The organism is Nocardiopsis sp. NPDC050513 (assembly GCF_044457925.1).
GTDB lineage: Bacteria > Actinomycetota > Actinomycetes > Streptosporangiales > Streptosporangiaceae > Nocardiopsis.
Genome location: NZ_JBITHK010000002.1, coordinates 216,431 through 239,495 on the forward strand (window position 1 = coordinate 216,431; position 23,065 = coordinate 239,495).

General features: G+C 72.9%; 17 protein-coding genes. 11 read left to right on the forward strand and 6 right to left on the reverse strand.

From position 1 onward, the window contains the following. The first annotated feature begins 252 nt into the window (after positions 1-252). From ACIBFB_RS03670 to holA, 3 genes are all read left to right on the forward strand, one after another. Positions 253-993, forward strand: a complete 741-nt coding sequence (locus tag ACIBFB_RS03670) for a helix-hairpin-helix domain-containing protein (protein WP_397225801.1) — start codon at positions 253-255, stop codon at positions 991-993. A 5-nt stretch (positions 994-998) separates the two neighbouring features. Next, entirely contained in the window at positions 999-3,341 is a 2,343-nt protein-coding gene (locus ACIBFB_RS03675) for a ComEC/Rec2 family competence protein (RefSeq protein WP_397225803.1), read from the forward strand. A 100-nt stretch (positions 3,342-3,441) separates the two neighbouring features. Further along, positions 3,442-4,404: a DNA polymerase III subunit delta gene (gene holA, locus ACIBFB_RS03680; protein WP_397225805.1), complete on the forward strand. Its 963-nt coding sequence runs from the start codon at positions 3,442-3,444 to the stop codon at positions 4,402-4,404. Between the two features lie 241 nt (positions 4,405-4,645). Here the strand turns inward: holA and ACIBFB_RS03685 are convergent, their stop codons facing one another. Then, a complete protein-coding gene (locus tag ACIBFB_RS03685) occupies positions 4,646-5,854 on the reverse strand; it encodes an amidohydrolase family protein (RefSeq protein ID WP_397225807.1) in 1,209 nt (402 codons plus the stop codon). Positions 5,855-6,230: 376 nt separating this feature from the next. Then, positions 6,231-7,763 (reverse strand): GTPase HflX, encoded by a 1,533-nt coding sequence (hflX, locus tag ACIBFB_RS03690; RefSeq protein ID WP_397225809.1) that lies wholly within the window; start codon positions 7,761-7,763, stop codon positions 6,231-6,233. A 338-nt stretch (positions 7,764-8,101) separates the two neighbouring features. Between hflX and aceB the strand changes: the two genes are divergently transcribed. The 3 genes from aceB to ACIBFB_RS03705 all read left to right on the forward strand — a co-directional run bounded on the left by aceB (position 8,102) and on the right by ACIBFB_RS03705 (position 12,562). After that, positions 8,102-9,706 (forward strand): malate synthase A, encoded by a 1,605-nt coding sequence (gene aceB, locus ACIBFB_RS03695; RefSeq protein ID WP_397225811.1) that lies wholly within the window; start codon positions 8,102-8,104, stop codon positions 9,704-9,706. A gap of 116 nt (positions 9,707-9,822) precedes the next feature. Next, positions 9,823-11,286, forward strand: coding sequence for an FAD-binding oxidoreductase (locus ACIBFB_RS03700; protein ID WP_397225813.1), 1,464 nt, complete (start codon positions 9,823-9,825; stop codon positions 11,284-11,286). Positions 11,287-11,350: 64 nt separating this feature from the next. Then, entirely contained in the window at positions 11,351-12,562 is a 1,212-nt protein-coding gene (locus tag ACIBFB_RS03705; RefSeq protein ID WP_397226423.1) for an FAD-binding oxidoreductase, read from the forward strand. Positions 12,563-12,583: 21 nt separating this feature from the next. Here the strand turns inward: ACIBFB_RS03705 and dapF are convergent, their stop codons facing one another. From dapF to ACIBFB_RS03725, 4 genes are all read right to left on the reverse strand, one after another. Next, positions 12,584-13,408, reverse strand: a complete 825-nt coding sequence (gene dapF, locus ACIBFB_RS03710; RefSeq protein WP_397225816.1) for a diaminopimelate epimerase — start codon at positions 13,406-13,408, stop codon at positions 12,584-12,586. A 78-nt stretch (positions 13,409-13,486) separates the two neighbouring features. Continuing rightward, positions 13,487-14,488, reverse strand: coding sequence for an enediyne biosynthesis protein UnbU (locus tag ACIBFB_RS03715; RefSeq protein ID WP_397225818.1), 1,002 nt, complete (start codon positions 14,486-14,488; stop codon positions 13,487-13,489). Continuing rightward, a complete protein-coding gene (locus ACIBFB_RS03720) occupies positions 14,485-16,386 on the reverse strand; it encodes an FG-GAP repeat domain-containing protein (protein ID WP_397225820.1) in 1,902 nt (633 codons plus the stop codon). Before ACIBFB_RS03720 ends, ACIBFB_RS03715 begins: the two co-directional genes overlap by 4 nt. A 77-nt stretch (positions 16,387-16,463) precedes the next feature. After that, on the reverse strand, positions 16,464-17,840 hold the full coding sequence (locus ACIBFB_RS03725) for an NAD(P)/FAD-dependent oxidoreductase (RefSeq protein ID WP_397225822.1): 1,377 nt from the start codon (positions 17,838-17,840) through the stop codon (positions 16,464-16,466). 232 nt (positions 17,841-18,072) lie between these two features. On the opposite strand from ACIBFB_RS03725, the gene ACIBFB_RS03730 reads away from it, so the two are divergent. The 5 genes from ACIBFB_RS03730 to ACIBFB_RS03750 are packed head-to-tail and all read left to right on the forward strand — an operon-like array spanning position 18,073 to position 23,043. Further along, entirely contained in the window at positions 18,073-18,579 is a 507-nt protein-coding gene (locus tag ACIBFB_RS03730) for an SgcJ/EcaC family oxidoreductase (protein WP_397225824.1), read from the forward strand. 55 nt (positions 18,580-18,634) lie between these two features. Next, positions 18,635-19,447 (forward strand): SAM-dependent methyltransferase, encoded by an 813-nt coding sequence (locus tag ACIBFB_RS03735; RefSeq protein ID WP_397225826.1) that lies wholly within the window; start codon positions 18,635-18,637, stop codon positions 19,445-19,447. 40 nt (positions 19,448-19,487) lie between these two features. Continuing rightward, a complete protein-coding gene (locus ACIBFB_RS03740; protein ID WP_397225828.1) occupies positions 19,488-20,813 on the forward strand; it encodes a nucleotide disphospho-sugar-binding domain-containing protein in 1,326 nt (441 codons plus the stop codon). Further along, entirely contained in the window at positions 20,810-21,973 is a 1,164-nt protein-coding gene (locus ACIBFB_RS03745; protein WP_397225830.1) for a DegT/DnrJ/EryC1/StrS family aminotransferase, read from the forward strand. Before ACIBFB_RS03740 ends, ACIBFB_RS03745 begins: the two co-directional genes overlap by 4 nt. Continuing rightward, positions 21,970-23,043 (forward strand): glucose-1-phosphate thymidylyltransferase, encoded by a 1,074-nt coding sequence (locus ACIBFB_RS03750; RefSeq protein ID WP_397225832.1) that lies wholly within the window; start codon positions 21,970-21,972, stop codon positions 23,041-23,043. Before ACIBFB_RS03745 ends, ACIBFB_RS03750 begins: the two co-directional genes overlap by 4 nt. Positions 23,044-23,065: the final 22 nt, after the last annotated feature.

The window sequence follows — 23,065 nt, forward strand, 5'->3', positions numbered from 1 at the left end:
CGACCGACGGCCGCCGAGGCACCGGAGTCGGCGCGGGACACCGGGTCCGCGGCGGCCGGGAGGGGCGCCGCCCCGGGTGACGACCGCCCGACGGACCCACCGCGCCCGAAGGCGGCCTCGTCCCGGAGGGCGCGCACCCGCACGGGCGGTGCGCACGGCGATCCGGACGGCCGACGCCCGCCGGACACTACGGGCACCGGGCACGACCGCCCGACGGCCCCACCGACCCCTCAGACAGCGAACCCCAGAAGGGTGCGCCCCCACGCGGACGACGTCCACGGCGACCGGATCGACCGCCCGCCGTCGGGCTACGAGGAGTTCCTCCCCGAGTCGCCGGCGTCGGCGCTGGAACGGGTCACCCAGCGGTGGCGGATCGACGCCGCCCTGTCGCGGCGCGCGGTCCTCGCCCTCCTCGTCCTGAGCCTGATCGCGGTGGGATCCGCCCTGGTGCTCCTGCGCGACCGGCCCGAGCCGGTGACCGCCGAGGCGGTCACCGCCGTGTCTCCCGCCGCGAGCGGCGGTTCGGGGGAGTCCGCCGGAGCGGGCGACCCGGGCGGCACGGCGCCCGAGCCCGCGCGACCGCAGGAGGACCTGGTGGTCCACGTGGGCGGAGAGGTCGCCGAACCCGGGCTGTACACCGTGCCCCCGGGTTCGCGGGTGGCCGACGCCGTGGAGGAGGCGGGCGGTGCGCTGCCGGACGCCGATCTGGACACCCTCAACCTCGCCCGTCCCCTGGTCGACGGCGAGCAGGTGCTCGTGGGCGTCCCGCAGTCGGCCGACACGGGAGGCGCGCCGGGGACGCCGGTCGACATCAACCGGGCCGACGCCGCCGCGCTCACCGCCCTGCCCCGGATCGGCGAGGTCATCGCCGCCGAGATCGTCGCGCACCGGGCGGCCAACGGACCCTTCGCCAGCGTCGACGACCTGGTCGAGGTGAACGGCATCGGCGAGCGGACCCTGGAGACCCTCCGGCCACACGTGACGGCGGGGTGAGCCCGGTGACGACATGGCTGGGAACGGACGCGCTCGGTCTGCGACGGCCGCCCGACGTGCGGCTCCTCCTGCCAGCCGTCATGGCGTGGCTGACGGCGTTGGGCGCACTGGCGGCGCCGCCCCGGCTCTCGTGGGCCTGCGCGGCGGTCGCGGGTGGCGCCGCGGTCGGGGTCTACGTGTGGGCGCGACCGCCGTTGGAGGCGGTGGCCCTCACCCTGGCGGCAACCCTGGCCTGCTCGGCGACGGTGGCCGCGGTCACCGGCGCCCACGTCGCCCGTGCGACGGGCAGCGCGGCCGCGCGGGCGGCCGACCGGGAGGCGGAGGCGGAGTTCTCGGCGATCGTGCGGACGGACCCGCGGTCCCGGGCGGGAGCTCCCCGGCCCGGGCGCGCGGAGTGGGTGGTGGGCGCCCGGACGGTCTGGGTACGTGCCGACGGTCGGCGGACCGCGTCGGGCGCGGAGGTGGTGGTCCTGGCCTCGGGTGAGCGGTGGCACGCTCTGCTGCCGGGCCAGACGTTCCGCGCCCGCGGCGTCTTCCTCCCCGCCGAGGGCGATCCGCTCACGTCGGCCCTGGTCCTGGTGCGGGGTCCTCCGGAGGAGGTGACGGAGCCGAGCGGGGTCCAGGCGCTGGCCGGTCGGGTGCGGTCGGGGCTGCGCGAGGCCGCCTCCGCGCTCCCCCAGCCGGAGCGCGGGCTGCTCCCCGCGCTGGTCGTCGGGGACGTGTCGCTGCTGCGCGAGGACACCGCGCAGGACTTCCGATCGACCGGCATGGCTCACCTGTTGACCGTGTCCGGAGCCAACCTGGCGGTTCTGACCGGGTTCGTGCTGGGGCTGGCCCGGTGGCTGCGGGCGCCCACGTGGTGTTCGGTGGCGGGCGGCGCGGTGATGATCTGGCTGTTCGTCCTGGTGTGCCGACCGGAGCCCAGCGTGGTCCGGGCCGCCTTCATGGGGTCGCTCGCCCTCCTGGCGCTGGCCACCGGTCGCGCGCACGCCGCTCTGGGAGCGCTCAGCGTCACCGTCCTCGGGGTCCTGTTCGTCGCGCCCGGGCTCGCGGCCTCCTACGGGTTCGCGCTGTCCGTCCTGGCCACCGCGGGCATCCTGGCGTTCGTCCCGTCCTGGACCCGGACGTGGTCGCGGTGGTTGCCGCAGCCGGCGGCCGACGCCGTCGCGGTCGCCGCGGCGGCACAGATCGCGGTCGCTCCGGTGCTGGTGCCGCTCTCGGGGGAGGTGTCGTGGGTGGCCGTTCCCGCCAACGTGCTGGCGGCCCCGGTGGTGGCCGCGGTGACGGTCGCCGGGTTCGTGGTCGCGGTCCTGTCCGTTCTCTGGCCGGTCGGCGCGGCGATCGCCGCGCATCCGCCGGGGTGGGGGGTGGCGTGGATCGCGTGGGTGGCGGAGACGGGGGCCCGGGTGCCGCACGGAGCACTGCCCTGGCGTCCGGACGTGGTGGGCGCGCTCGTCCTGGCGGGGGTGCTGCTCGTCCTGGTGCTGTCGCGGGGGTGGCTTCTGCGCGTGGCGGCGGCGGTCGTCGTCGCGGTCCTGGTCCTGTCCCTGGCGGCGCGATGCGTCCCCGGCGGCTGGCCGCCGACGGGGTGGGACCTGGTCGCCTGCGACGTGGGACAGGGGGACGGGTTCGTGTTGTCGGCGGGTGCGGGGTCGGCGATCGTGGCCGACACCGGGGAGGACCCCGCCGTGATCGACGCGTGCCTGACCCGGCTGGGCGTACGGGAGGTCCCTTTCCTGGTGCTCAGCCACGACCACGCCGACCACGTGGACGGGACACCCGGCGTCCTGCGGCACCGCCGGGTCGGGGCCGCGCTGGCTCCGCACGGCTTCGGCGACACCGCGATGGGCCGCGCGCTCGCGGAGGAGGGGGTGGAACTGTGGGAGGGCCGGCGCGGGCAGTCCTTCCGGGTCGGTCCCTGGTTCCTGCGTGTGCTGTGGCCGCCGCCGGGCTACGCCGGGTCGGTCAACGACGGCTCCGTCGTGGTGCGGGCGGACGGCACGTCCCTGTCGGTGCTGCTGACGGGTGACATCGAGGAGGAGGCCCAGACGAGACTGCTCGCCGGTCCGGAGGCCGAACTTCTGCCGGTGACCGTCCTCACCGCGCCGCACCACGGCGCGAACACCCAGGACCCGGACTTCCTGGCGGCCACCGACCCGGTGGTCACGGTGACGTCGGTGGGCGAGGACAACTCCTACGGGCACCCGTCCCCGTACACGTGGGCGCTGCTGGAGCGGCTGGGCCGGGTCAACATGCGCACCGATCGCGACGGGGACGTCGCCGTCCTGGACGGTGGTGGGACCGGTCCCGTCCGGGCCGTGGCGCGGGGCCCGGACCCCGGCCGGTGACCGTGCGGCGAGCCCCGTCCACCGGTGGCGCGGGGCCCGGAGGGGGGCGGTGGCGGCGGATCGAGTCCGGTCGGTCGGTGGAGCGTGGCATCCTCGGAGTATGCCTGCACCCGCCCCTGTCACCGTCATCGTCGGCACCGAGGAACTCCTCGTGGACCGCGCCGTCGCCGCCGCGGTCGCGGCGGTCCGCGCGACCGACCCCGACGTCGACGTCCACGACCTCGTGCCCGCCCAGGTGGGCCCGTCCACCGTGGTCGAGGCCACCTCGCCCTCCCTGTTCGGCGACCGTCGCGTGGTGGTGCTGCGCTCCTCCCACGACCTCACCAAGGACCTCGCGGCGACCGTCACCGACTACCTCAAGGCTCCGGCCGACGACGTCCACCTGGTCCTGACCCACGCCGGAGGCGCCAAGGGGAAGGCGCTGCTCCAGGCGGCGGTCGAGGCGGGCGCCCAGCGGGTCGACTGCAAGGGGCCGACCAAGGGTCCGGAGCGGGTGGCGTTCGTCAAGGGCGAGTTCTCCGCCGCCGGACGACAGATCACCCCGGACGCGGCGCAGGCGCTGGTGGACGCGGTGGGGACCGAGCTTCGGGAGATCGCCGCCGCGTGCACGCAGCTCATCGCCGACACCGAGGGGCGGGTGGACGCCGCCGCCGTGGCCCGCTACCACTCCGGCAAGGCCGAGGCGTCGGGTTTCTCGGTCGCCGACCGTGCCGTCGAGGGCCGCCTGCCGGAGGCCCTGGAGCAGCTGCGTTGGTCGTTGGCGGTCGGAACCGCCCCGGTACTGATCAACAGCGCCCTCGCGGGCGCGGTGCGCGGCATCGCCGTGGCCGCCCAGCCGCAGCGGGGTACGAGTGAGGCGGAGCTGGCCAAGCGGGCCAAGGTGCCGCCGTGGAAGATGCGCACCCTCCGCCAGCAGGCCCGAGGTTGGTCCCCGGCCGGAATCACCCGGGCCATGAGCGTGGTCGCCGAGACCGACGCGCTGATCAAGGGCGCCGGACGCGATCCCGAGTACGCCCTGGAGCGCGCCGTGATCGAGATCGCCCGTGCCCGCGGCACACGCTGATCCCCCGGAGCCGACCGCGGGGTCGTGGGTCCGCGTCCCGGAGCCGTCCGGAGGGGTGTCCGGGCCGACGGCGTCGGTGGAACCGGGCGCGAGGACAGCAGCGAGGGCGTCCGTACGGGGAGGTACCGCGCCCGAGGCGTCCGAGGGAGGCGGCACGGGGTGACGGAGCGCGAATGCGGCGGCGATTGGGGGCGGTGGAGGGGACGGAGAGGGCGGCACCGCGCCGAAGGCGACGGGCGGGCTAGTTGATCGCCCGCCCTCCATGCCACACACGCAGTGCGTTCAGGCCCATCGACCACGCGAACGCGCCCTCGTGGTCGGCGTCCCACTGCACGAGGTCCGCCACGCTGCCCGGGGTGAGCGTTCCCCGGTCGGCGAGACCGAGCGCCCGCGCCCCACCGCTGGTGGCCGCGTTGAGCGCCTCCTGGACGGTCATCTCGAACATCGAGATCGCCAACGAGATGATCAGCGGCATCGACGTGGCCCCGGACTGACCCGGGTTGTGGTCCGTCCCCAGCCCGACCGGCACCCCGTGGTCCAGTAGCGTGCGCACCGGCGGGGTCCGCCGCTCGTGCAGCGACGTGGTGGGGCAGGCCACCACCGGCGTCCGGGTGGCGGCCAGCGCCAGGATGTCCTCGTCGTCGGTCTCGTGCAGCAGGTCCACCGAGGAACACCCCAGCTCGGCGGCCATCCGCACGGCCCCGTGGCGGGGGCGCGAGCAGGCGTGCAGGGTCGTGCGCAGCCCCACCGACTGGCCCACGCTCAGCAGCATGTGCGCGTCGTCGGTGGTGAACTGCTGGTTGTCGCAGTACACGTCCACCCCGTCGGCACCGGCCATCGCGGCGTCGCTCAGCCACGAGGCGGCCGTGCTCACGTACTCCTTGGGACGGCCGAAGAACTCCGGCGGCACCCCGTGCGCGGGGAAGAACGTCACATGCAGGCGCGGCATCCCCGGTTCCTCCTCCAGGGACCGCAGTAGGCGCACGTCGGCGAGTTCCCCGTCCCGGGTCAGGTGGTATCCGGTCTTGGCCTCCACCGTGGTGGTGCCCGTGAGTACCCAGTGGCGCAGGCGCTCGCGCACCGCGTTGCACAGCGTCCAGGGGTCGGTCCCACGGGTGATCGTCACCGTGGTCGACACGCCCCCGCCGGCCGCGAAGATGTCCCCCTTGGACGCGCCCTTGGCCCACATGTTGACCTCGGCGTACCGGTCGCCCGCGTACACGGGGTGGCAGTGGGCGTCGACCAGCCCCGGCGTGACGAGGGCGCCGCCGATGTTGACGACCTCGTCCACGTCGGTGAGGTCGTCGAACACGCCGGGGATGCGTTGCGGCAGGTCGGCGGCGGGGCCGACCCAGGCCACACGGTCACCATTGAGCAGCAGCGCCGCCTTGGTCAGCAGCTCGTTCCCGGTCCACAGCCGACCGATGTTGGTGAGGAGTACCAGCGTCATGGGTTCGTGTCCGCCGGTCAGGTCCGCCGATGACGGCTGGCGACACGGTCGTGGGGTACACGGGCGGACATAGCGACCTCGTATCTGGAACGATCCGACTGAGCCGGGGCGGCGGCGAGGCCGCCGAGGGCCGTGTCAGCGGTTGGGGGCGTCGCCTGTGGGAGGGGACAGCGGCCGCTGACGGCCGGTGCTCCAAAACCGTAGTCCATTCTCCGACCCCCTGTACACCTCCCCTGCGGGACGAATGCGAGTGTTTGTCGCCAATACTCGCGAGTCGTCTCGGGTGACGAGCGCCACGCTCACGCGAGACGGCCGGGGCGCCCCGCGGGGTGCCCCGGCCGTTCGGCGTCGTTCCAGGCAGGTCGCGCCGCGACCGTCAGGCCGTGCTCGGCGCGTACTCCCCGAGCTTGGCGGCGAGCAGTTCGGGGACGAACGCGTGCAGCCGCGTGCCCTCTCCGGTGTGCTCCTCGCTGAGGACCCGCCCCTCCTCGTAGGCCTTGGCGACCAGGTCGCCGCGCGAGTACGGCACCAGCGCGCGCACCTCGTGCGCCAGCTCGGGCAGAGCGTCGGCGACCGCCGCGACGAGGCCGGACACGCCCTCACCGGTGCGCGCGGAGACCTCGACGACGTCGGGGTAGCGGCTGCGCAGCACCTTGAGCGTGTCGGGGTCGGCCGCGTCGACCTTGTTGACCACGATCAGCTCGGGCACGTCGGTCGCGTCGATCTCGGCGAAGACCTCGTGGACCGCCCTGATCTGCTCCTCGGGGTCCGGGTGGGCCCCGTCGACCACGTGCAGGATCAGGTCGGAGTCGGCGACCTCCTCCAGGGTGGAGCGGAACGCCTCCACCAACTGGTGCGGCAGGTGCCGGACGAACCCGACCGTGTCGCTCAGGGTGAAGCCGCGGCCGTCGGGCGTGCGCGCCTGGCGCACGGTCGGGTCCAGGGTGGCGAACAGGGCGTTCTCCACCAGAACCCCGGCGCCGGTCAGCCGGTTGAGCAGGCTCGACTTGCCCGCGTTGGTGTAGCCGGCGATCGCCACCGACGGGACCTCGCGGGTCCGGCGCACGTCGCGCTTGACCTCACGGGCGGTGCGCATGTGGGCGAGCTGCCTGCGCAGCTTGGCCATCCGGTCGTTGATGCGCCGACGGTCGGTCTCGATCTTGGTCTCACCGGGACCGCGCAGTCCCACACCGCCGCCCGAACCACCGCCGGAGCCGCCGGCCTGCCGGGACAGGGAGTCACCCCAACCGCGCAGCCGCGGAAGGAGGTAGTTGAGCTGGGCGAGTTCGACCTGGGCCTTGCCCTCGCTGCTGCGCGCGTGCTGGGCGAAGATGTCCAGGATGAGCGCGGTGCGGTCGATCACCTTGACCTTGACGACGTCCTCCAGCTGGCGGAGCTGGCCGGGGGTGAGTTCTCCGTCGCAGATGACGGTGTCGGCCCCGGTGGCCTCGACGATGTCGCGCAGCTCGGCGGCCTTGCCCTTGCCGATGTAGGTGGCGGGGTCCGGCTTGGGGCGACGCTGGGTCAGCCCCTCCAGCACGAGCGCCCCGGCGGTCTCGGCCAGGGCCGCGAGTTCGGTGAGCGAGTTGTCCGCGTCGGTCTGCGTGCCGCTGGTCCACACACCGATGAGCACGACGCGCTCCAGGCGCAGAGTGCGGTACTCGACCTCGGTGATGTCGGTGAGCTCGGTGGACAACCCCTGGACGCGGCGCAGCGCATGCCGCTCGGCGAGTTCCATCTCGCCCCGCTCGGGGGTGTCGCGTGCCGCGGTGTCGCGGCCGCCGTCGGTCTCCTCGCCGCGGTCGACGGGGTCGTCCGCGGCGCCGGTGGCGATCGCCTCGCGGAACTCGTCCTCGCCGGGGGTCGTGGACCCGGTCGGGGCGGCTCCGCGGATGTCAGAAGTATTCATATCCCTCCAGGTGGGTCAACGTCCTGGCCGCCGCGGATCTTCCCGGTCGGGCGTACGCCGGTGGCCGTGGGTCGATGGTCGCACCTCGGCCGCGTCCAGGCACGTGATTATCCCAGGCATCGCCAGAAACTCTCGAGATCGAGAGGGTGAGATGGAGCCACCGCATCGGATGGGATACTGAAGAAACGCGCAACTTCGCGGGAGAACTTTCGCAAACCTTCACATGCAGGAAAGTTCGCCTGACGTGCAACACGTACCGCGCGTTGACCGCTCGACATCAAGAGAGTAGCTTCTTTTCCACATACCAGAAGCTTGTTTCGTATTGCGGAAGGTTTTCCATGGGCGCCACGCACGGGGTCGAGATCACGGGCCCCCTCCACGAACGTTTCGACGAGATCCTCACCGACGAGGCCCTCGACCTCGTCGCCGAGCTGCACCGCGCCTTCGAGGGGCGCCGCCAGGAGCTGCTCGCCGCGCGCAGGACGCGCCAGGAGCGGATCTCGGCCGGAGCCGACCTCGACTTCCTCCCGGAGACCAAGCACATCCGCGAGGACGACGGCTGGAAGGTCGCCGACCCCGCCCCCGGCATCACCGACCGCCGGGTCGAGATCACCGGCCCCACCGACCGCAAGATGACCATCAACGCGCTCAACTCCGGCGCGAAGGTCTGGCTGGCCGACTTCGAGGACGCCAACACCCCCCTGTGGGAGAACATGATCGGCGGGCAGCTCAACCTGCGCGACGCCCTCGACCGCCAGATCGACTTCACCTCCCCCCAGGGCAAGAGCTACGCGCTCAAGGCGGACTCCGAGCTCGCCACGATCGTCGTGCGCCCGCGCGGCTGGCACCTGGACGAGAAGCACATCCTCGTCGACGGCCAGCGCACCAGCGGCGGCATCGTCGACTTCGCGCTCTACTTCTTCCACTGCGCCCAGCGCCAGCTGGACCAGGGCAAGGGTCCGTACTTCTACCTGCCCAAGATGCAGAGCCACCTCGAGGCCCGCCTCTGGAACGACATCTTCGTCCTCGCCCAGGAGCGCCTCGGCATCCCCCGCGGCACCATCCGCGCCACGTGCCTCATCGAGACCATCCCCGCGGCGTTCGAGATGGAGGAGATCCTCTACGAGCTGCGCGAGCACTCCGCCGGTCTCAACGCGGGCCGCTGGGACTACCTCTTCAGCATCATCAAGACGCACCGCACCCGCGGCCGCGGCTTCCTGCTGCCCGAACGCAACGCCGTCACCATGACCGCGCCGTTCATGCGCGCCTACACCGAGCTGCTGGTCAAGACCTGCCACAAGCGCGGCGCGCACGCCATCGGCGGCATGGCGGCGTTCATCCCGTCCCGCAAGGACGCCGAGGTGAACAAGGTCGCCTTCGCCAAGGTCCGCGACGACAAGTCCCGCGAGTCCGGCGACGGCTTCGACGGCTCCTGGGTCGCCCACCCCGACCTGGTCCCGGTCGCCAAGGAGATCTTCGACGGCGTCCTGGGCGAGCGCCCCCACCAGATCGACAAGCAGCGCCCCGAGGTCGAGGTCTCGGCCGCAGACCTGCTCGCCGTCGACAAGACCGAGGGCGGCGTCACGCCCACCGGTCTGCGCAACAACATCAACGTCGCCCTCCAGTACCTGGCGACCTGGATGGGCGGCAACGGCGCGGTGGCGATCCACAACCTCATGGAGGACGCCGCGACCGCCGAGATCTCCCGCTCCCAGATCTGGCAGTGGCTGCACAACGACGTCACCCTCGACGACGGCCCCAAGGTCACCGCCGAGCTCGTCAAGCAGATCATCGACGAGGAGCTCGCCACGATCCGCGGCGCCCTCGGCGACGCCTTCGACGAGGCCCTCTACCAGCAGGCCAGTGAGCTGTTCGCCGAGGTCGCCCTCGCCGACGACTACGTCGACTTCCTCACCCTGCCCGCCTACGAGCGCATGCCGTAGCCACGCGCGCGGCCGTCCCCCGGCGGGGTCGACACTCCACGGCACCCCTTGCCCCGGCGAGGGGTGCCGTCATACGTTGCGATCGACACGCTGCGACGACGGCACCGGGGGCACCCATGTCCGAGGCCCTGACCGCCCTCATCCCACGGCTCCGCGACGTCTGCGGACCGGACGGGGTCCTCACCGACGCCCGGGAACGCCGGGCCTACGACCACGACGGCCTCACCCACCGCCGGTCGCTGCCCGGCGTGGTCGTCCTGCCGACCACCACCGCGCAGGTCGCCGCGGTCCTGCGCCTGTGCGCCGGGGCCGGCGTCCCGTTCGTCCCCCGCGGCGCCGGGACCGGCCTGAGCGGCGGCGCCCTCCCGCACCGCGAGGGCGTCCTGCTCACCACCGCGCGGATGCGCCGCGTCGTGGAGCTCGACATCCCCAACGAGTGCGCCGTCGTCGAACCCGGCGTGCCCAACCTCGACATCACCGCCCTCGCCACGCCGCACGGCTACTACTACGCCCCCGACCCCTCCAGCCAGGCGGTGTGCTCGGTCGGCGGCAACGTCGCCGAGAACTCCGGCGGCGCGCACTGCCTCAAGTACGGGTTCACCGCCACCCACGTGCGCGGACTGGAGCTCGTCACCCCCGAGGGCGAGGTGGTGCGCCTGGGCGGCAAGGCGCCCGACGGACCCGGCTACGACCTGGTCCGCGCGGTCATCGGCTCCGAGGGCACGCTCGGCGTCGTCACCGAGGTCACCGTCGGACTGACCCGGCTGCCCGAGCGCACGGTGACCCTGCTCGCGGCCTTCGACTCCCTGGACGCGGGCGGCGCGGCGGTCAGCGCGATCGTATCCTCCGGCGTGCTGCCCTCGGCCATCGAGATGATGGACGCCCTGTCCATCGAGGCGGTCAAGGCCTACGTCGACTGCGACTACCCCGCCGACGCGGCCGCCGTGCTCATCGTCGAACTCGACGGTCCCGCGGCGGACGTGGACGCGCACCTGGCCGAGGTGGCGGGGCTGTGCGCGACCCACGGAGCCCGCCGGACCCGCACGGCCAGCGACGACGACGAACGGGCGCGGATCTGGGCGGGCCGCAAGGCGGCCTTCGACGCGGTGGGCCGGATGAGCCCCGCCTACATCGTGCAGGACGGCGTCGTCCCCCGCACCGCCCTGCCCGACGTGCTGCGCCGCATCGCCGCGCTGTCGGCGCAGTCCGGCATCCGCGTGGCCAACGTCTTCCACGCCGGGGACGGCAACCTGCACCCGCTGGTGATGTTCGACGACGCCGACCCCGACGGCTACCGCCGCGCCGAGGAGGTGTCCGCCGCCATCCTGGACCTGTGCGTGGAGCACGGCGGGTCGATCACCGGCGAGCACGGCGTGGGCACCGACAAGGCGTGCTCGATGCCCCGCATGTACTCCCCCGACGACCTCGACACGTTCGACCGGTTCCGCCGGGCCTTCGACCCGCGCGGGATCGCCAACCCGGACAAGCTCCTGCCCACGCCGCGCCTGTGCGGTGAGCGGCCGGGGGTGCGCAAGGGCGTGCACCCGCTGGTGGAGTCGGGCCGGGCGACACAGTTCTGATCCGCTGATCCGAAGGAGCCACGTGCGGCCAGCCCGATCGACCACCGGCCCCGCCGACCCGTCCGTGCTCGACGACCTGGCCGGCGCCGGACCGCGCCCCGGCACGCCCGGCGACGCCGTCGGCGGTGTGGTTCCCGCTCTGGTGGCGCGCCCGCGGGACGAGGCCGACGCGGCCCGTGTCACGGCCGCGGCGGCCCGGCACGGTCTGAGCGCGGTGTTCCGCGGCGGCGGCACCGCCCTGGACTGGGGCGGCCCGCCGCGCTCGGCGGACCTGCTCGTGGAGACGGCCGACCTGACCGGAATCGAGCACACCGCGGACGACCTGGTGGTCACGGTCGGCGCGGGGACGCCCGTGGCGGAGCTGACGGACGTGCTGGCGGCGGCCGGTCAGCGGCTGTCCGCCGACCCCGCGCGCGTGGGCGGCACGGTCGGCGGAATGGTCGCCACCGGGGTGTGCGGGCCGCGCCGCCTGCTGTTCGGCGCCCTGCGGGACCTGGTCATCGGCATGACCGTGGTGCGCGCGGACGGTGCGGTGACCCGCACCGGGGGCCGGGTCGTGAAGAACGTGGCCGGGTACGACCTGGCCAAACTGCACACCGGGGGGCTGGGGACCCTGGGGCTGATCACGTCGGTGACCTTCCGGCTGCACCCGGCTCCGCCCGCCCTGCGGGCGGTGACCGCCGCCGTCCCCTCCCGGGCCCACGGTGAGCGCATGGCGGCGGCGCTGCGCGCGCGGCCGTTGGCGCCCTCGGCGGTGGCTCTGGACTGGCCGTCGGAGGGCGGCGCCCGCCTGCACGTGGTGCTGGAGGGGATGGCCGAGGGGATGGCCGCGCGGGTCGACGGGGCGCGCGCCGCCCTGGGCGGCGGCACGACCGTCTCGGAACGGCTCCCCGAGGGGTGGGGGCTGGTCCCCGCTCGCGGGACGCTCGGCTTCGTGTCGTGTCCCCCCGCCGAGTCGGTCGCGGCGGCGGCGCGGATCGGCGCACTCGTCCGGGCCGCGGACGCGGACGTGCTCGTGCGGGGCTCGGTCCCCAGCGGAGCGCTGTACGCGGCGTTCCCTCCGGGGACCGGCGCGGACGTGATCGCGACGGTCGCCGAGGGCGTGCGCTCGCGTCCGGGCTGGTCGCTCACCCTGATGCGCGCCGAGCCCCACGTGCACGCGGCCGGGGTCGACCTCTGGGGCGAGGTGCCGGGACTGGAGCTGATGCGCTCGGTCAAGGACGCCCTGGACCCCGACCACCGGCTGGCGCCCGGGCGCTTCGCCGGAGGGATCTGACACCGACCGATCGCGGCGCGGTCAGACCAGGGAGGTCTCCCCCTCGGCCACGATGACGGCCGCGCCGCTCAGGCGCGCGCCGTCGGCGTCCAGGAACACGACGCACTCTCCGCCGGGGACGCGCACGGTCCACGTGGCGCCCTCCCCCGTGGGGGTCGCGGCGGCCGCCGCGGCGACGATCCCCGTCCCGCAGGAGCGGGTCTCCCCCGAACCGCGCTCGTACACGCGCATCTCCAGGACCCCGGGCGCGACCTCGGCGTACACCTCCACGTTGGCACCCTGCGGGAAGGCCTCCCCGTCCAGCTCGGGCGCCCGGGTGAGGTCGACCTCGGCCACCGGCCCCTCGACCTCGCAGGCCAGGTGGGGGTTGCCGACGGAGATCTGCGCGCCGTGCACGACCTGACGCGCGAGCTTGGCCGAGGAGGTGCCCTGCATCTCCACCCGGCCCATGTCGACCGTGACGTCACCGGTGGCCTCGATCCGGACCTCCTTGGCGCCGTCGCGGGTGCCCACCTCGAAGCGGTCCCGGTCGACCAGTCCTGCGTGCAGCAGGTAGCGCGCGAACACCCGGACCCCGTTGCCGCACATCTCCGCGACGGTTCCGTCCGCGTTGCGGTAGTCCATGAACCACTCGGCCCGCTCCGCGGTTCGGGCCGCGGGGGCCAGGGTCTCGCCGAGGGCACGGGTGCGGACCACGCGCAGGACGCCGTCGCCGCCGATCCCCGCCCGGCGGTCGCACAGCAGGCGGACGGTCCCCTCCGTGAGGTCGAGCTCCCCGTCCGGGTCGGGGAGGATCACGAAGTCGTTCTCTGTTCCGTGGCCCTTGGCGAATCGCATGCGGCCCATCCTAGGGCCCGTGGCGACGGGGCCGTCCGGCCTCGGATCCCTCCCGAGGCCGGACGGCCCCCGTCCGTCCCGGCCCCGCTAGGCGGGAGCGCCGCCACCGGCGCGTTCGCTCCCGGGCGCCGGGGTGTTCGGACGGGAGAACCAGGGGGCGGCCACCAGAACCGCTCCGCGCAGGAGGCAGGTGATGACGAGCGCGAAGAAGAGTCCGAAGACGACGTGGAAACTGACCAGGACGCCGTACACCAGCGCCGTGGTCAGACCGAAGACCATCTGGTTGCGCGGCCGGTGGGGCGTCGTCCCGGGGTCGGTGATCATGTAGTTGGTGAACAGGATGAAGGCCACCCCGGTCAGCGGCGCCAGAGCCGCCACCAGCATGTGGTCGAGGATCAGCCACCGCAGCACGGCCTGGAGGACGAAACCGCCCACCCAGGCGAGGATCAACGGCCACCGCTTGGTGAGGTTGACGTTGAGCATGGTCCCGGCCATGAGGATTCCGAGCGGGATCAGCCAGTCGACGGCGCCGAAGGCGTCGTTCGTGAAGTGGTACGGAGGGGCGATCCCCACCCACGGGAAGAGCAGCAGCGTCACCGCGATCCCGAGGTTGGAGGGGTTGAGGAAGTGCCGCTTGCGCCCGCCGACCGGGAGGCGCAGGAGGTACTTGCTGCTCACCGCGATGGACACGGCGAACAGGTACGGCCACAGCGACGTGTTGCCCCACAGGAGCATCGCGCAGGCCAGACCGGCGATGTGGGTCGGCAGCAGGTAGTCGACCGTCTTGCCGAATCCGCCGGCGTACCCGGGCGCCCGGTCCGCCGCCCGCGCGTCCAACGTCTCCAGGACGAGGTCGAGGGTGTAGCCGAACAGGAGGGCGACGATGGGCGTCACGGGCGACTGCTCGAAGCCCAGGAACAGGTGCCCCACGATGTTGAACACGGTGATGGACATGGCGAACATGCGCAGCGCCTTCAGGCGCCTGTCCACCGGCGGTCTCGCGGTCGGTGCGGAGGGGGTGGCGGGCGGTTGGGCCGGCGCCTCGGCGGCACCGGCGGCCGGACCGCCGTCGGATCGGGTGACAGTCATCGGACAACCGCCGTTCCGTCGTCGTTGAGGAGGATCGTGTGGGTACCCGGCTCGACCACGAGGTCGGCGGTGTGGGTACCGCCGTCGCCGTCCCGCCAGGAGACGGTGACCGGGAGGTCGCCCTCCGGGGCCGCCAGGTGGACGATGGAGTCGGAGGCCCCCACGTGGCCGTTGGCCGGGAAGAGCTGGCGGATCTGCGGGGGGTGGCCCTCGTCGTCCACCACGACCGAGGCGCCGATCGCCGGGGTGGGCGCGCCGTCGGCCGCCCCCGGCCGCATCAGGCGGAGCACGGCGCCGGGTGCGGCGTCGGGCGCGGTGTTCAGCAGCAGGCGCGAGTCCTGCCACTGGTTGGCGACCACGGCGTCCAGGAGTCCGTCTCCGTTGACGTCGCCGAAGGAGAAGGCGCGGGTGACGTCGTCCTCGGCGATTCCCAGGGGTTCGGCCAGGTCGTCGTAGCGTCCGTCCTCACCGCGCACCCAGAAGGGGTTGGACTCGTGCCCGGACAGGTCGTCGCCCTCGGCGAAGGTGGGCCAGACCCAGGGGTACCGGAGCAGCTGGTCGTTGCCCATGGCGATCTCCTGGAGCTCCGGCCAGCGGGTGTTCTCCCCCCGGAGGAAGCCCGTCGCCTGGAACAGCTCGTCGGTGCCGTCGTTGTCGAAGTCGCCCGCCTTGACGTCCCAGGACCAGCCGCTGCGTGCCAGACCCAGTTCCTCGCTGGTCTCGTCGAAGGGGACGGACCCCTCCAGGAGGTCGGCGCCGTCTCCGTCGGGAACGAAGGCGAAGTTGCTCTCGTGCAGCGCGTAGGGGCTGGTGATGTTGCTGACGACCATCATCGGCAGGTCCTGGCCGTCCACGTAGGTGAACGCGATCCCCATGCCCTTGAACGACCCGTTGCCCAGGACCTGGGACTTGGGGGTGGTCATGTCGCGCTCCCCCTCGACCAGTTCCAGCCGCACGTCACCGGGGGTGGAGGTGTTGACGAGGAGGTTGTCGTTGCCGAAGTCGTTGCCCAGGTAGATGTCGGGCAGACCGTTGCCGGACAGGTCCTGGAAGCCGATCGCCAGGGTCCATGCGGTCATCACCCGTTCGGGGAGCGCGGTGGTGGCGTCCGTGACGGTCGGCGGGGTGTCGGCCTCGCCGGTCGGTTCGGTGCGCAGGACGCGGTTGCGGCCGGCGTTGGTGGCCAGACCCATGCTCTGCTGCATCTCCATCCGCGTCTCGTCGTCCGCCTCGGGGTCGAGGACGCGGGCGCCGTCCGGGAAGTAGTTGCCGACCAGGACGTCGAGTCCGCCGTCGCCGTCGATGTCGGCCACGTTCAGGGCGGTCGTGTTCCAGATCTGCATCGGCGCCACGAACTCGTGGGCGGTGAAGCCGGCCGCGGAGGGGACCGCCCCGGGTTCCGCCGTGTTCAGGAACAGGACGGGTGACCGGCCCCAGTAGTAGACGATGATGTCCTGGTCGCCGTCCTCGTCCATGTCGGCGGGGACGCAGCCCATCGGGGCCATGGTGTGGTCGTAGGGCAGGCCGTCGGGCAGCAGTTCGACCACGGGGTAGTCGTCCTGTCCGCTGCCGGGGGCGTTGCGCAGGGTGACGCTGTCGTCGCGCGGGTCGACCAGGCAGGCGTCCGAGGACGTGCCCAGGCCACGCAGGTCCAGCAGGGCGCCACCCGCGCCCACCGAGGAGATCCATCCCCGGAAGTGGTCCAGGGCGGGCGCCACCTCCCGCTCGTGTCGGGCGTCGTCGGGTTCGGAGTTCAGGGCGAGTGACTCGAAGGCGAAGGGCGCGGCCCGTTCCGCCCGTTCCTGCTCACTGGTGGAGGGACGGACGGTGAAGGCGGCGAGGGCGCCCATGAGCGCCAGAGCCACCGCCACCGTCGCGACGCGGTACATGAACCCCATGTGCGGTTCTCCAAAGAAGAGGATGTTCGACGTGCACGGGTGTGCGGGCGGAGGGGAACGCCCAGCCGCCCTCGTGGTCAGGGAATCGGCCCCTGACCGATCCGGGTCGGCTCGGAGTGGGCTCGGTCGCGCTTCGCCCCCCGGCGAAGGACGCGGAGGGCCAGTCTCGGGGTCAGGAGTTTCTCCGGCGGGTCCACGAGGCCGATCACGCGGAGAAAGGCCTCGGAGAGCCGCACGTCGTCGTGCGCGGCGTGGCGGAGACGGTCCAGGTAGCCGTTGACGAAGCGGACCAGGGGCGTGCGCCGCCCCTCGACCGCGGGGAAGGCGAGGTCGCCACCGGTGGCGATGGACCAGGCCGGATCCAGCGCACGCCGGGTGGCGCGGTAGAACTCCCGCGGCGAGGGGGCGGCGCCGTCGGCGACGTGGTCGCGCAGCACGCGTGCCTGGAGCGCCGCCATCGTCATCCCCTGCCCGTAGACGGGGTTGAACGTGCACGCCGCGTCGCCGACCACGAGCAGCCCTGCGGGCAGGCGGTCCATCGCCTCGTACCGGCGGCGCACACTGGCGGGGAACTTGAAGGTGGCCGCGTCGTTCAGGGGCTCCGCGTCCCTGAGCGCCTCGTACACGTCGGGCACCGGGAGGGACCGGGCGAACTCCAGGAAGTCGTCCAGGTCTCCTGGCGGCGTGTCCCCCAGCACCCCGGTCAGGGACACGGCGCACCGGTCCCCGCCCAACGTGGTGAGGAAGGCGCCGCGCGGATGGTCGGGGGTGGCGACCGGGTTGACCGACACGTCCGAGCCGAAGGGGTTCGACCGAAGGCGGAACCGGCGGGTGGTGTAGCTCAGCCCGATCCGGACGGTCTCCTCGGGGACCCGCCCGTACCCCATCGCGTCCAACCAGACCGGGGTGCGCGAGCCGCGGCCCGACGCGTCGATCACCAGGTCGGCGTCGACCACCTCTTCGGGGCCGCCCGCGCGGGGCTGGACGCGGACCCCGGTCACCCGCGCGGCCGCGTCGTCGTGGACCAGGGAGACGATGTCCGTGCCTTGCCTGAACTCGGTGTTCGGCAACTCCACGACACGGCGGCGCACGTGGTGTTCCAGGATCGCCCGGTCCCCGCCGATGACCACGAGCCCGGTGCGTACCGGCGCCAACCGCCTGCCGTTGAAGTACCAGCGCAGTTGCCCGCCGAGATCCCCCATCGGGACGCCGTTCTCCAGCAGGTCGTGCTTGAGTCCGGGCATGAGGTCCTCGGCCATCAGCTGACCGTTGGCGAGCAGGCCGTGCACGTGGTGTCCCTGGGGGACGCCACGGCGTGCGGTGTCCGTACCGACCACCTCGTCGCGGTCCACGAGTACGACCCTCGTGTGGACTCGGGCGAGGACGTGCGCGACGAACAGCCCGGCGATACTCGCCCCGAGCACCACCGCCGTCCCCTTCCGGGCTCCGGTCATCGTGCCGGCCTCCTTACGTGTACGTTTCGGCGAATCCGCGGGCATCGCGTCGCCCGATGCTCGAATCTCGCACCCATTCCCGGTCAGCCGCGTCTCCGGAATTGCGACCATGGCGTGCCGCGCGCCTTTCCTCGGCCGGCAATCCAGGAGACGCGACGAGCACGAAAAGGCCGTGACGATGAGCACGCGTCCGGGAATTCGGCCGCGACCCATGTTCACGAGGAGGCTGACCATGCCCCGAGAAACGACGACCCGGAACGGGGCGTCTCCCGGTTCCGGGGAGAGCACGGCCGCGCTGATTCTCGCCCAGGCGGGGGTGGAGGAGGACCCGGAGTACTACAAGGACTTCCCGGGCGACCTGAGCCGTGAGGTGCTCACCGTCCCCCAGCTGATCCAGGCCGCGTGGCTGGCCAACGACGCCGACTTCTTCGCCTCGGTCTTCACCCCCGAGGGAAGCCTGCTCATCCAGGACGAGGAGCTGCCCGACCGCGAGGCGATCCACGCGTTCATGGCGGCCGGCTTCCAGGGTCCGTTGCGCGGCGCCCACGTCAAGGGATGGCCCCTGGCCATGCGCTTCCTCGCGCCCGACGTCGCCCTCGTGGTCACCCAGGGCGGCATCGTCATGCCCGGTGAGGACGCGGTCGCCCCGGAACGCGAGATCCGGGCGGTGTGGGTGATCGTGCGTCGGTCCGGCCGCTGGCATCTGATGTCGCACCAGAGCAGCCCCATCCGGGGGTGACCCCGGCCGTCCGGCCGGCGAGGAATCACACGCCGCACCAGAGAAAGGACGTCTGATGACCGCAGGCAGCATCCCCGAGGACGAGGTCTTCTCCCCCGACCGCCCCTCGCCGGCGCGGATGTACGACTACTTCCTCCACGGGACCGACAACTTCCCCGTCGACCGGGAAGCCGCCGATCGGGTGATCGAACGGCTCGGCGTCACGCTGACCCGATCGGTGGTCTGGGAGAACCGGCACTTCCTGGGCCGGGTCGTCCGCCACCTGGCCGCCGAGCACGGCATCCGGCAGTTCATCGACGTCGGCGCCGGGCTGCCCAGTGTGGACAACACCCACCAGGCCGCCCACTCCGTGGCCCCCGAGGCGCGTGTCCTGTACGTCGACAACGACCCCGTCGTGGCCGCCCACGCCGAACGGCTGCTGAAGGGGGCCGGGGATCGGGCTCGCGCTCTGACCGCCGACCTGCGCCGACCCGAGTCGATCCTGGAGAGCCCGGTCACTCGGGACCTGATCGACCTCTCCCAGCCGGTCGCGTTGCTCTTCGTGGCGGTCTTCCACTTCGTCAAGCCCGAGGAGGACCCCCGGGGCCTCATGGCCCGCTACCGGGACGGGCTCGCCCCCGGTTCCTTCGCGGCCCTGACCCACCTGTGCACCGACGACTCACCCGACGACGAGCGTCGCCTGATGACGGAGACGTACAAGAACTCCCCGGCTCCCATGGTGTACCGCACCGGCGAGGAGATCGGCTCCCTGATGGACGGGTTCGAGCTGCTCGAGCCGGGTCTGGTGCCGCCCGGCCTCTGGCGGCCGGAGCCGGGCCGGGAGGAGTCGACCCGGCGCTTCCTCAGCGCCGTGGGCCGTGTGTCCTGACCCGCCCCTCACCACACCCCCGACGAGTTGGAACGGACCCATGAGAGTCGTCTTCTGCCTCTGGCCCAACGCCGCCCACCTGTACCCGCTCGTCCCCCTCGCCTGGGCGCTCCAGGCGGAGGGGCACGAGGTTCGTGTCGTCTCCCACCACGCGCTCGAAGGAAGGACGGCGGAGGTGGGCCTGCCCGCCGTCTCCGTGGGCGCGCCGGACATGGTCCCCATGGGTCCGGGCAACCCCTATCCCGAGGAACGGCGCCGCATGGCGGAGCTGAGCGCGACGGTGTCCCCGTCCGGAGGCGGACGCGACACCTGGGACGTGTTCACCCACTTCATGCTGCCCTCCATCTGGGACTTCTCCCCCATGAACCCGACCGGGGCGGAGCAGTTCGCGGCCGTCGACGACCTCGTCGACTTCGCCCGGGACTGGAAACCGGACCTGGTCCTGTGGGACCCGTGCTTCCCGGCCGGCGCCGTCGCCGCCGCGGCGTGCGGAGCCGCCCACGCCCGACTGCTGTGGGGACAGGACTACTTCGGGTGGAGCCGTGAGCTGTTCCTCTCCACCGCGACAGCCGACGCCGCGCGGGAGCCCCTGGCGGACTCGGTGCGCCCGATCGCCGAGCGGCACGAAGTCGAGGTGGACGACGAGCTGCTCCTGGGCCAATGGACGATGGACCCGCTTCCCGAGGCCATGCGTCTGCCGACGAGCGCCCTGACCGTCCCGGTCCGGTGGGTGCCCTTCGCCGGTCAGACGCCCGTACCGGGTTGGCTCCGGGGCAGGCCCGCCAGGCCCCGTGTCGCCCTGTCCCTGGGGTTGTCCCAACGCATGTTCCTCAAGGGCGGCTGGGGGCACGTCCCCGGCATCCTGGAGGCCGTCGGCGGGCTGGACGTGGACGTGGTCGCCACCCTGGACGCCACCCAACTGGAGAACGCCACCGTCCCCGACAACGTGCGCACCATCGACTACCTGCCGCTGAACCAGCTGCTGCCCACCTGTGACGCGATCATCCACCACGGAGGGGTGGGCACCTTCGCCGCCGCCGCCGCGACGGGGGTGCCGCAGCTGATCACCGACACCGACGACGACCACGGCGTCATGGCCGCGCCCGGCGAGGGCATGGAGGCGTCCAAGCACGCCGAGTCCTCGATCACGGCGGGCTACGTCACCTCCAGGTCCGCGGGGCTTCGGCTCGACCACCAGACCCAGAACGTCGAGGACGTCAGGGAGAACGTGCGCAGGGTGCTCAAGGACGCCGACTTCCGCGCCGGGGCCGACCGGGTGCGCGGCGAGATCCTCGCCTCGCCCTCGCCCGCGACCGTCATCCCGACCCTTCGAGCCCTGACCGCCCTGCGCAAGGGCACGTCATGATCAACGTGTTCCAGCCCGCCCTGGGCTCGGAGGAGCTGGCCGCGGTCGAGGCCGTGTTCAGCGACTCCTGGCCCGGGATGGGACCGCGCACCACCGCCTTCGAGGCGGCCTTCGCCGACCATCTGGGCGTCGACCCGGACGGCGTGCTGTTCGTCAACTCGGCGACCGCGGGGCTCTTCCTCGCCGTGGAGCTGTTGGGCCTGGGCCCGGGCGACGACGTGGTGATGCCGAGTATCAGCTTCGTGGGGGCGGCCAACGCCGTGTGCGCGGCGGGCGCGCGTCCCGTCTTCTGCGACGTGGACCCGCGCACCCTCAACCCGACCGTGGAGGATGTGGAGCGCAGTCTGACCGCCCGCACCCGCGCGGTGGTACTGCTGCACTACGGCGGTCTGCCGGGCGAGGTCGAACGGATCGCCGCGTTCTGCCGCGAGCGGGGCGTACGGCTCGTGGAGGACGCGGCGTGCGCCGTCGCCTCGCGGGTCGGGGACCGGGCCTGCGGCACCTTCGGCGACATCGCCGTGTGGAGCTTCGACGCCATGAAGATCCTCAGCACCGGCGACGGAGGCATGGTCCTGGTACGGGACCCGGACGAGGCCGACCGGGCACGGCGCCTCGCCTACCACGGGCTGCGCCACCACAGCGGGATGAGCGCGTCACGGTCGGTCGCGCGGCGATGGTGGGACCTGGACGTGGAGGGATTCGGCCGCAGGATCGTCGGCAACGACCTGACCGCGGCCATCGGGCTCGTGCAGCTGAGCCGGCTGCACGCGTTCGTGGACCGGAGGCGGAACGTGGCCGCGGCCTACGACCGCCTCCTGGACGGGGTCGAGGGCGTGGCGGCGCCGCCGCCGGCGCCCGAGGACCACACCTGCTCCCACTACTTCCACTGGGTTCGTCTGGACCCGGGGGAGCGCGACCGGGTGGCGGCCGAACTCCTGGAGCGGGGCGTCTACACCACCTTCCGCTACGCGCCCCTGCACCGTGTGTCCGCCTACGGGGCGGACGGGGTCCGTCTCCCCGGCGTGGAGGAGGCGGCCGAGCGCACCCTGCTGCTCCCCCAGCATCAGGGGCTCTCCGACGCCGACGTCGAGCGCGTGGCCAAGGAGCTGGTCTCCTCGGTCGCGCGTCGGCCCCGGACACGGAACGAGAGTCGCCGATGAGGGCGCTCGTCCTGGCGGGCGGAACCGGATCGCGGATGCGGCCGCTCAGCCACACCCGGCCCAAGCAGCTGGTCCCCGTCGCGGGGCGCCCGGTCCTGGAACACGTGGTCCTCGGCGTGCGCGACCTGGGGATCACCGACATCGGAGTCATCACGGGCGACGGCGCGGACCACGTCCGCGACGCGCTCGGGGACGGGAGCGGATGGGGGGTGCGGCTCACCTACATCCATCAGAGCCGTCCCCGCGGCCTCGCCGACTGCGTCCGGGCGGCACGGGACTTCCTGGGCGAGGACGCCTTCGTGCTCTGCCTCGGCGACAACCTGCTGCCGTCCGGATTCACCGAGCTCGCGGAGGAGTTCCGGCTCCGGCGCTCGGACGCGCACGTCGCGGTACAGCGGGTCGCGGACCCCTCCGCGTTCGGAGTCGTGGTCATGGGCGAGGACGGCAAGGTCGGCGGGCTGGTGGAGAAACCCGCCGTCCCCGTCAGCGACTGGGCGATCATCGGCGTCTACTTCTTCTCACCGGCGATCCACGAGGCCGTCCGCGCGATCGGACCGAGCGGCCGAGGAGAGCTGGAGATCACCGACGCGATCCAGTGGCTCCTGGAGCACGGGTACGGCGTGAGCGCCGGTGAGTACACGGGGTACTGGGCGGACGTCGGACGGCCCGACGACGTCCTGCGCGCCAACCGCCACCTGCTCGGCACGCTCACCCGGTCCGCGTTGGAGGGCGACGTCGACCCGGACAGCCGCCTGGACGGCGTGGTCTCCCTCGGCGAGGGCGCCAGGGTGGTCCGCTCCACCGTGGTCGGACCCGTGGTGATCGGTCGCGGGACCGTGGTGACCGACTCCGTTCTGGGCCCGGGGACGTCGATCGGCGCGTACTGCTCGCTGAACGGGGCCGACGTGGCCGACAGCGTCCTGATGGACGGCACCCGGATCGACGGCCCCGCTCCGCTGAGACGCTCCGTGGTCGGACGGGAGTCCGTCGTCCGGTCCGCGAGGACCGCGGCCCCCAGCGGCCACCGGCTCGTCGTCGGGGACCACACCCGCATCGAGCCGGATTCCTGACACATCACGACCGAACGAGGAA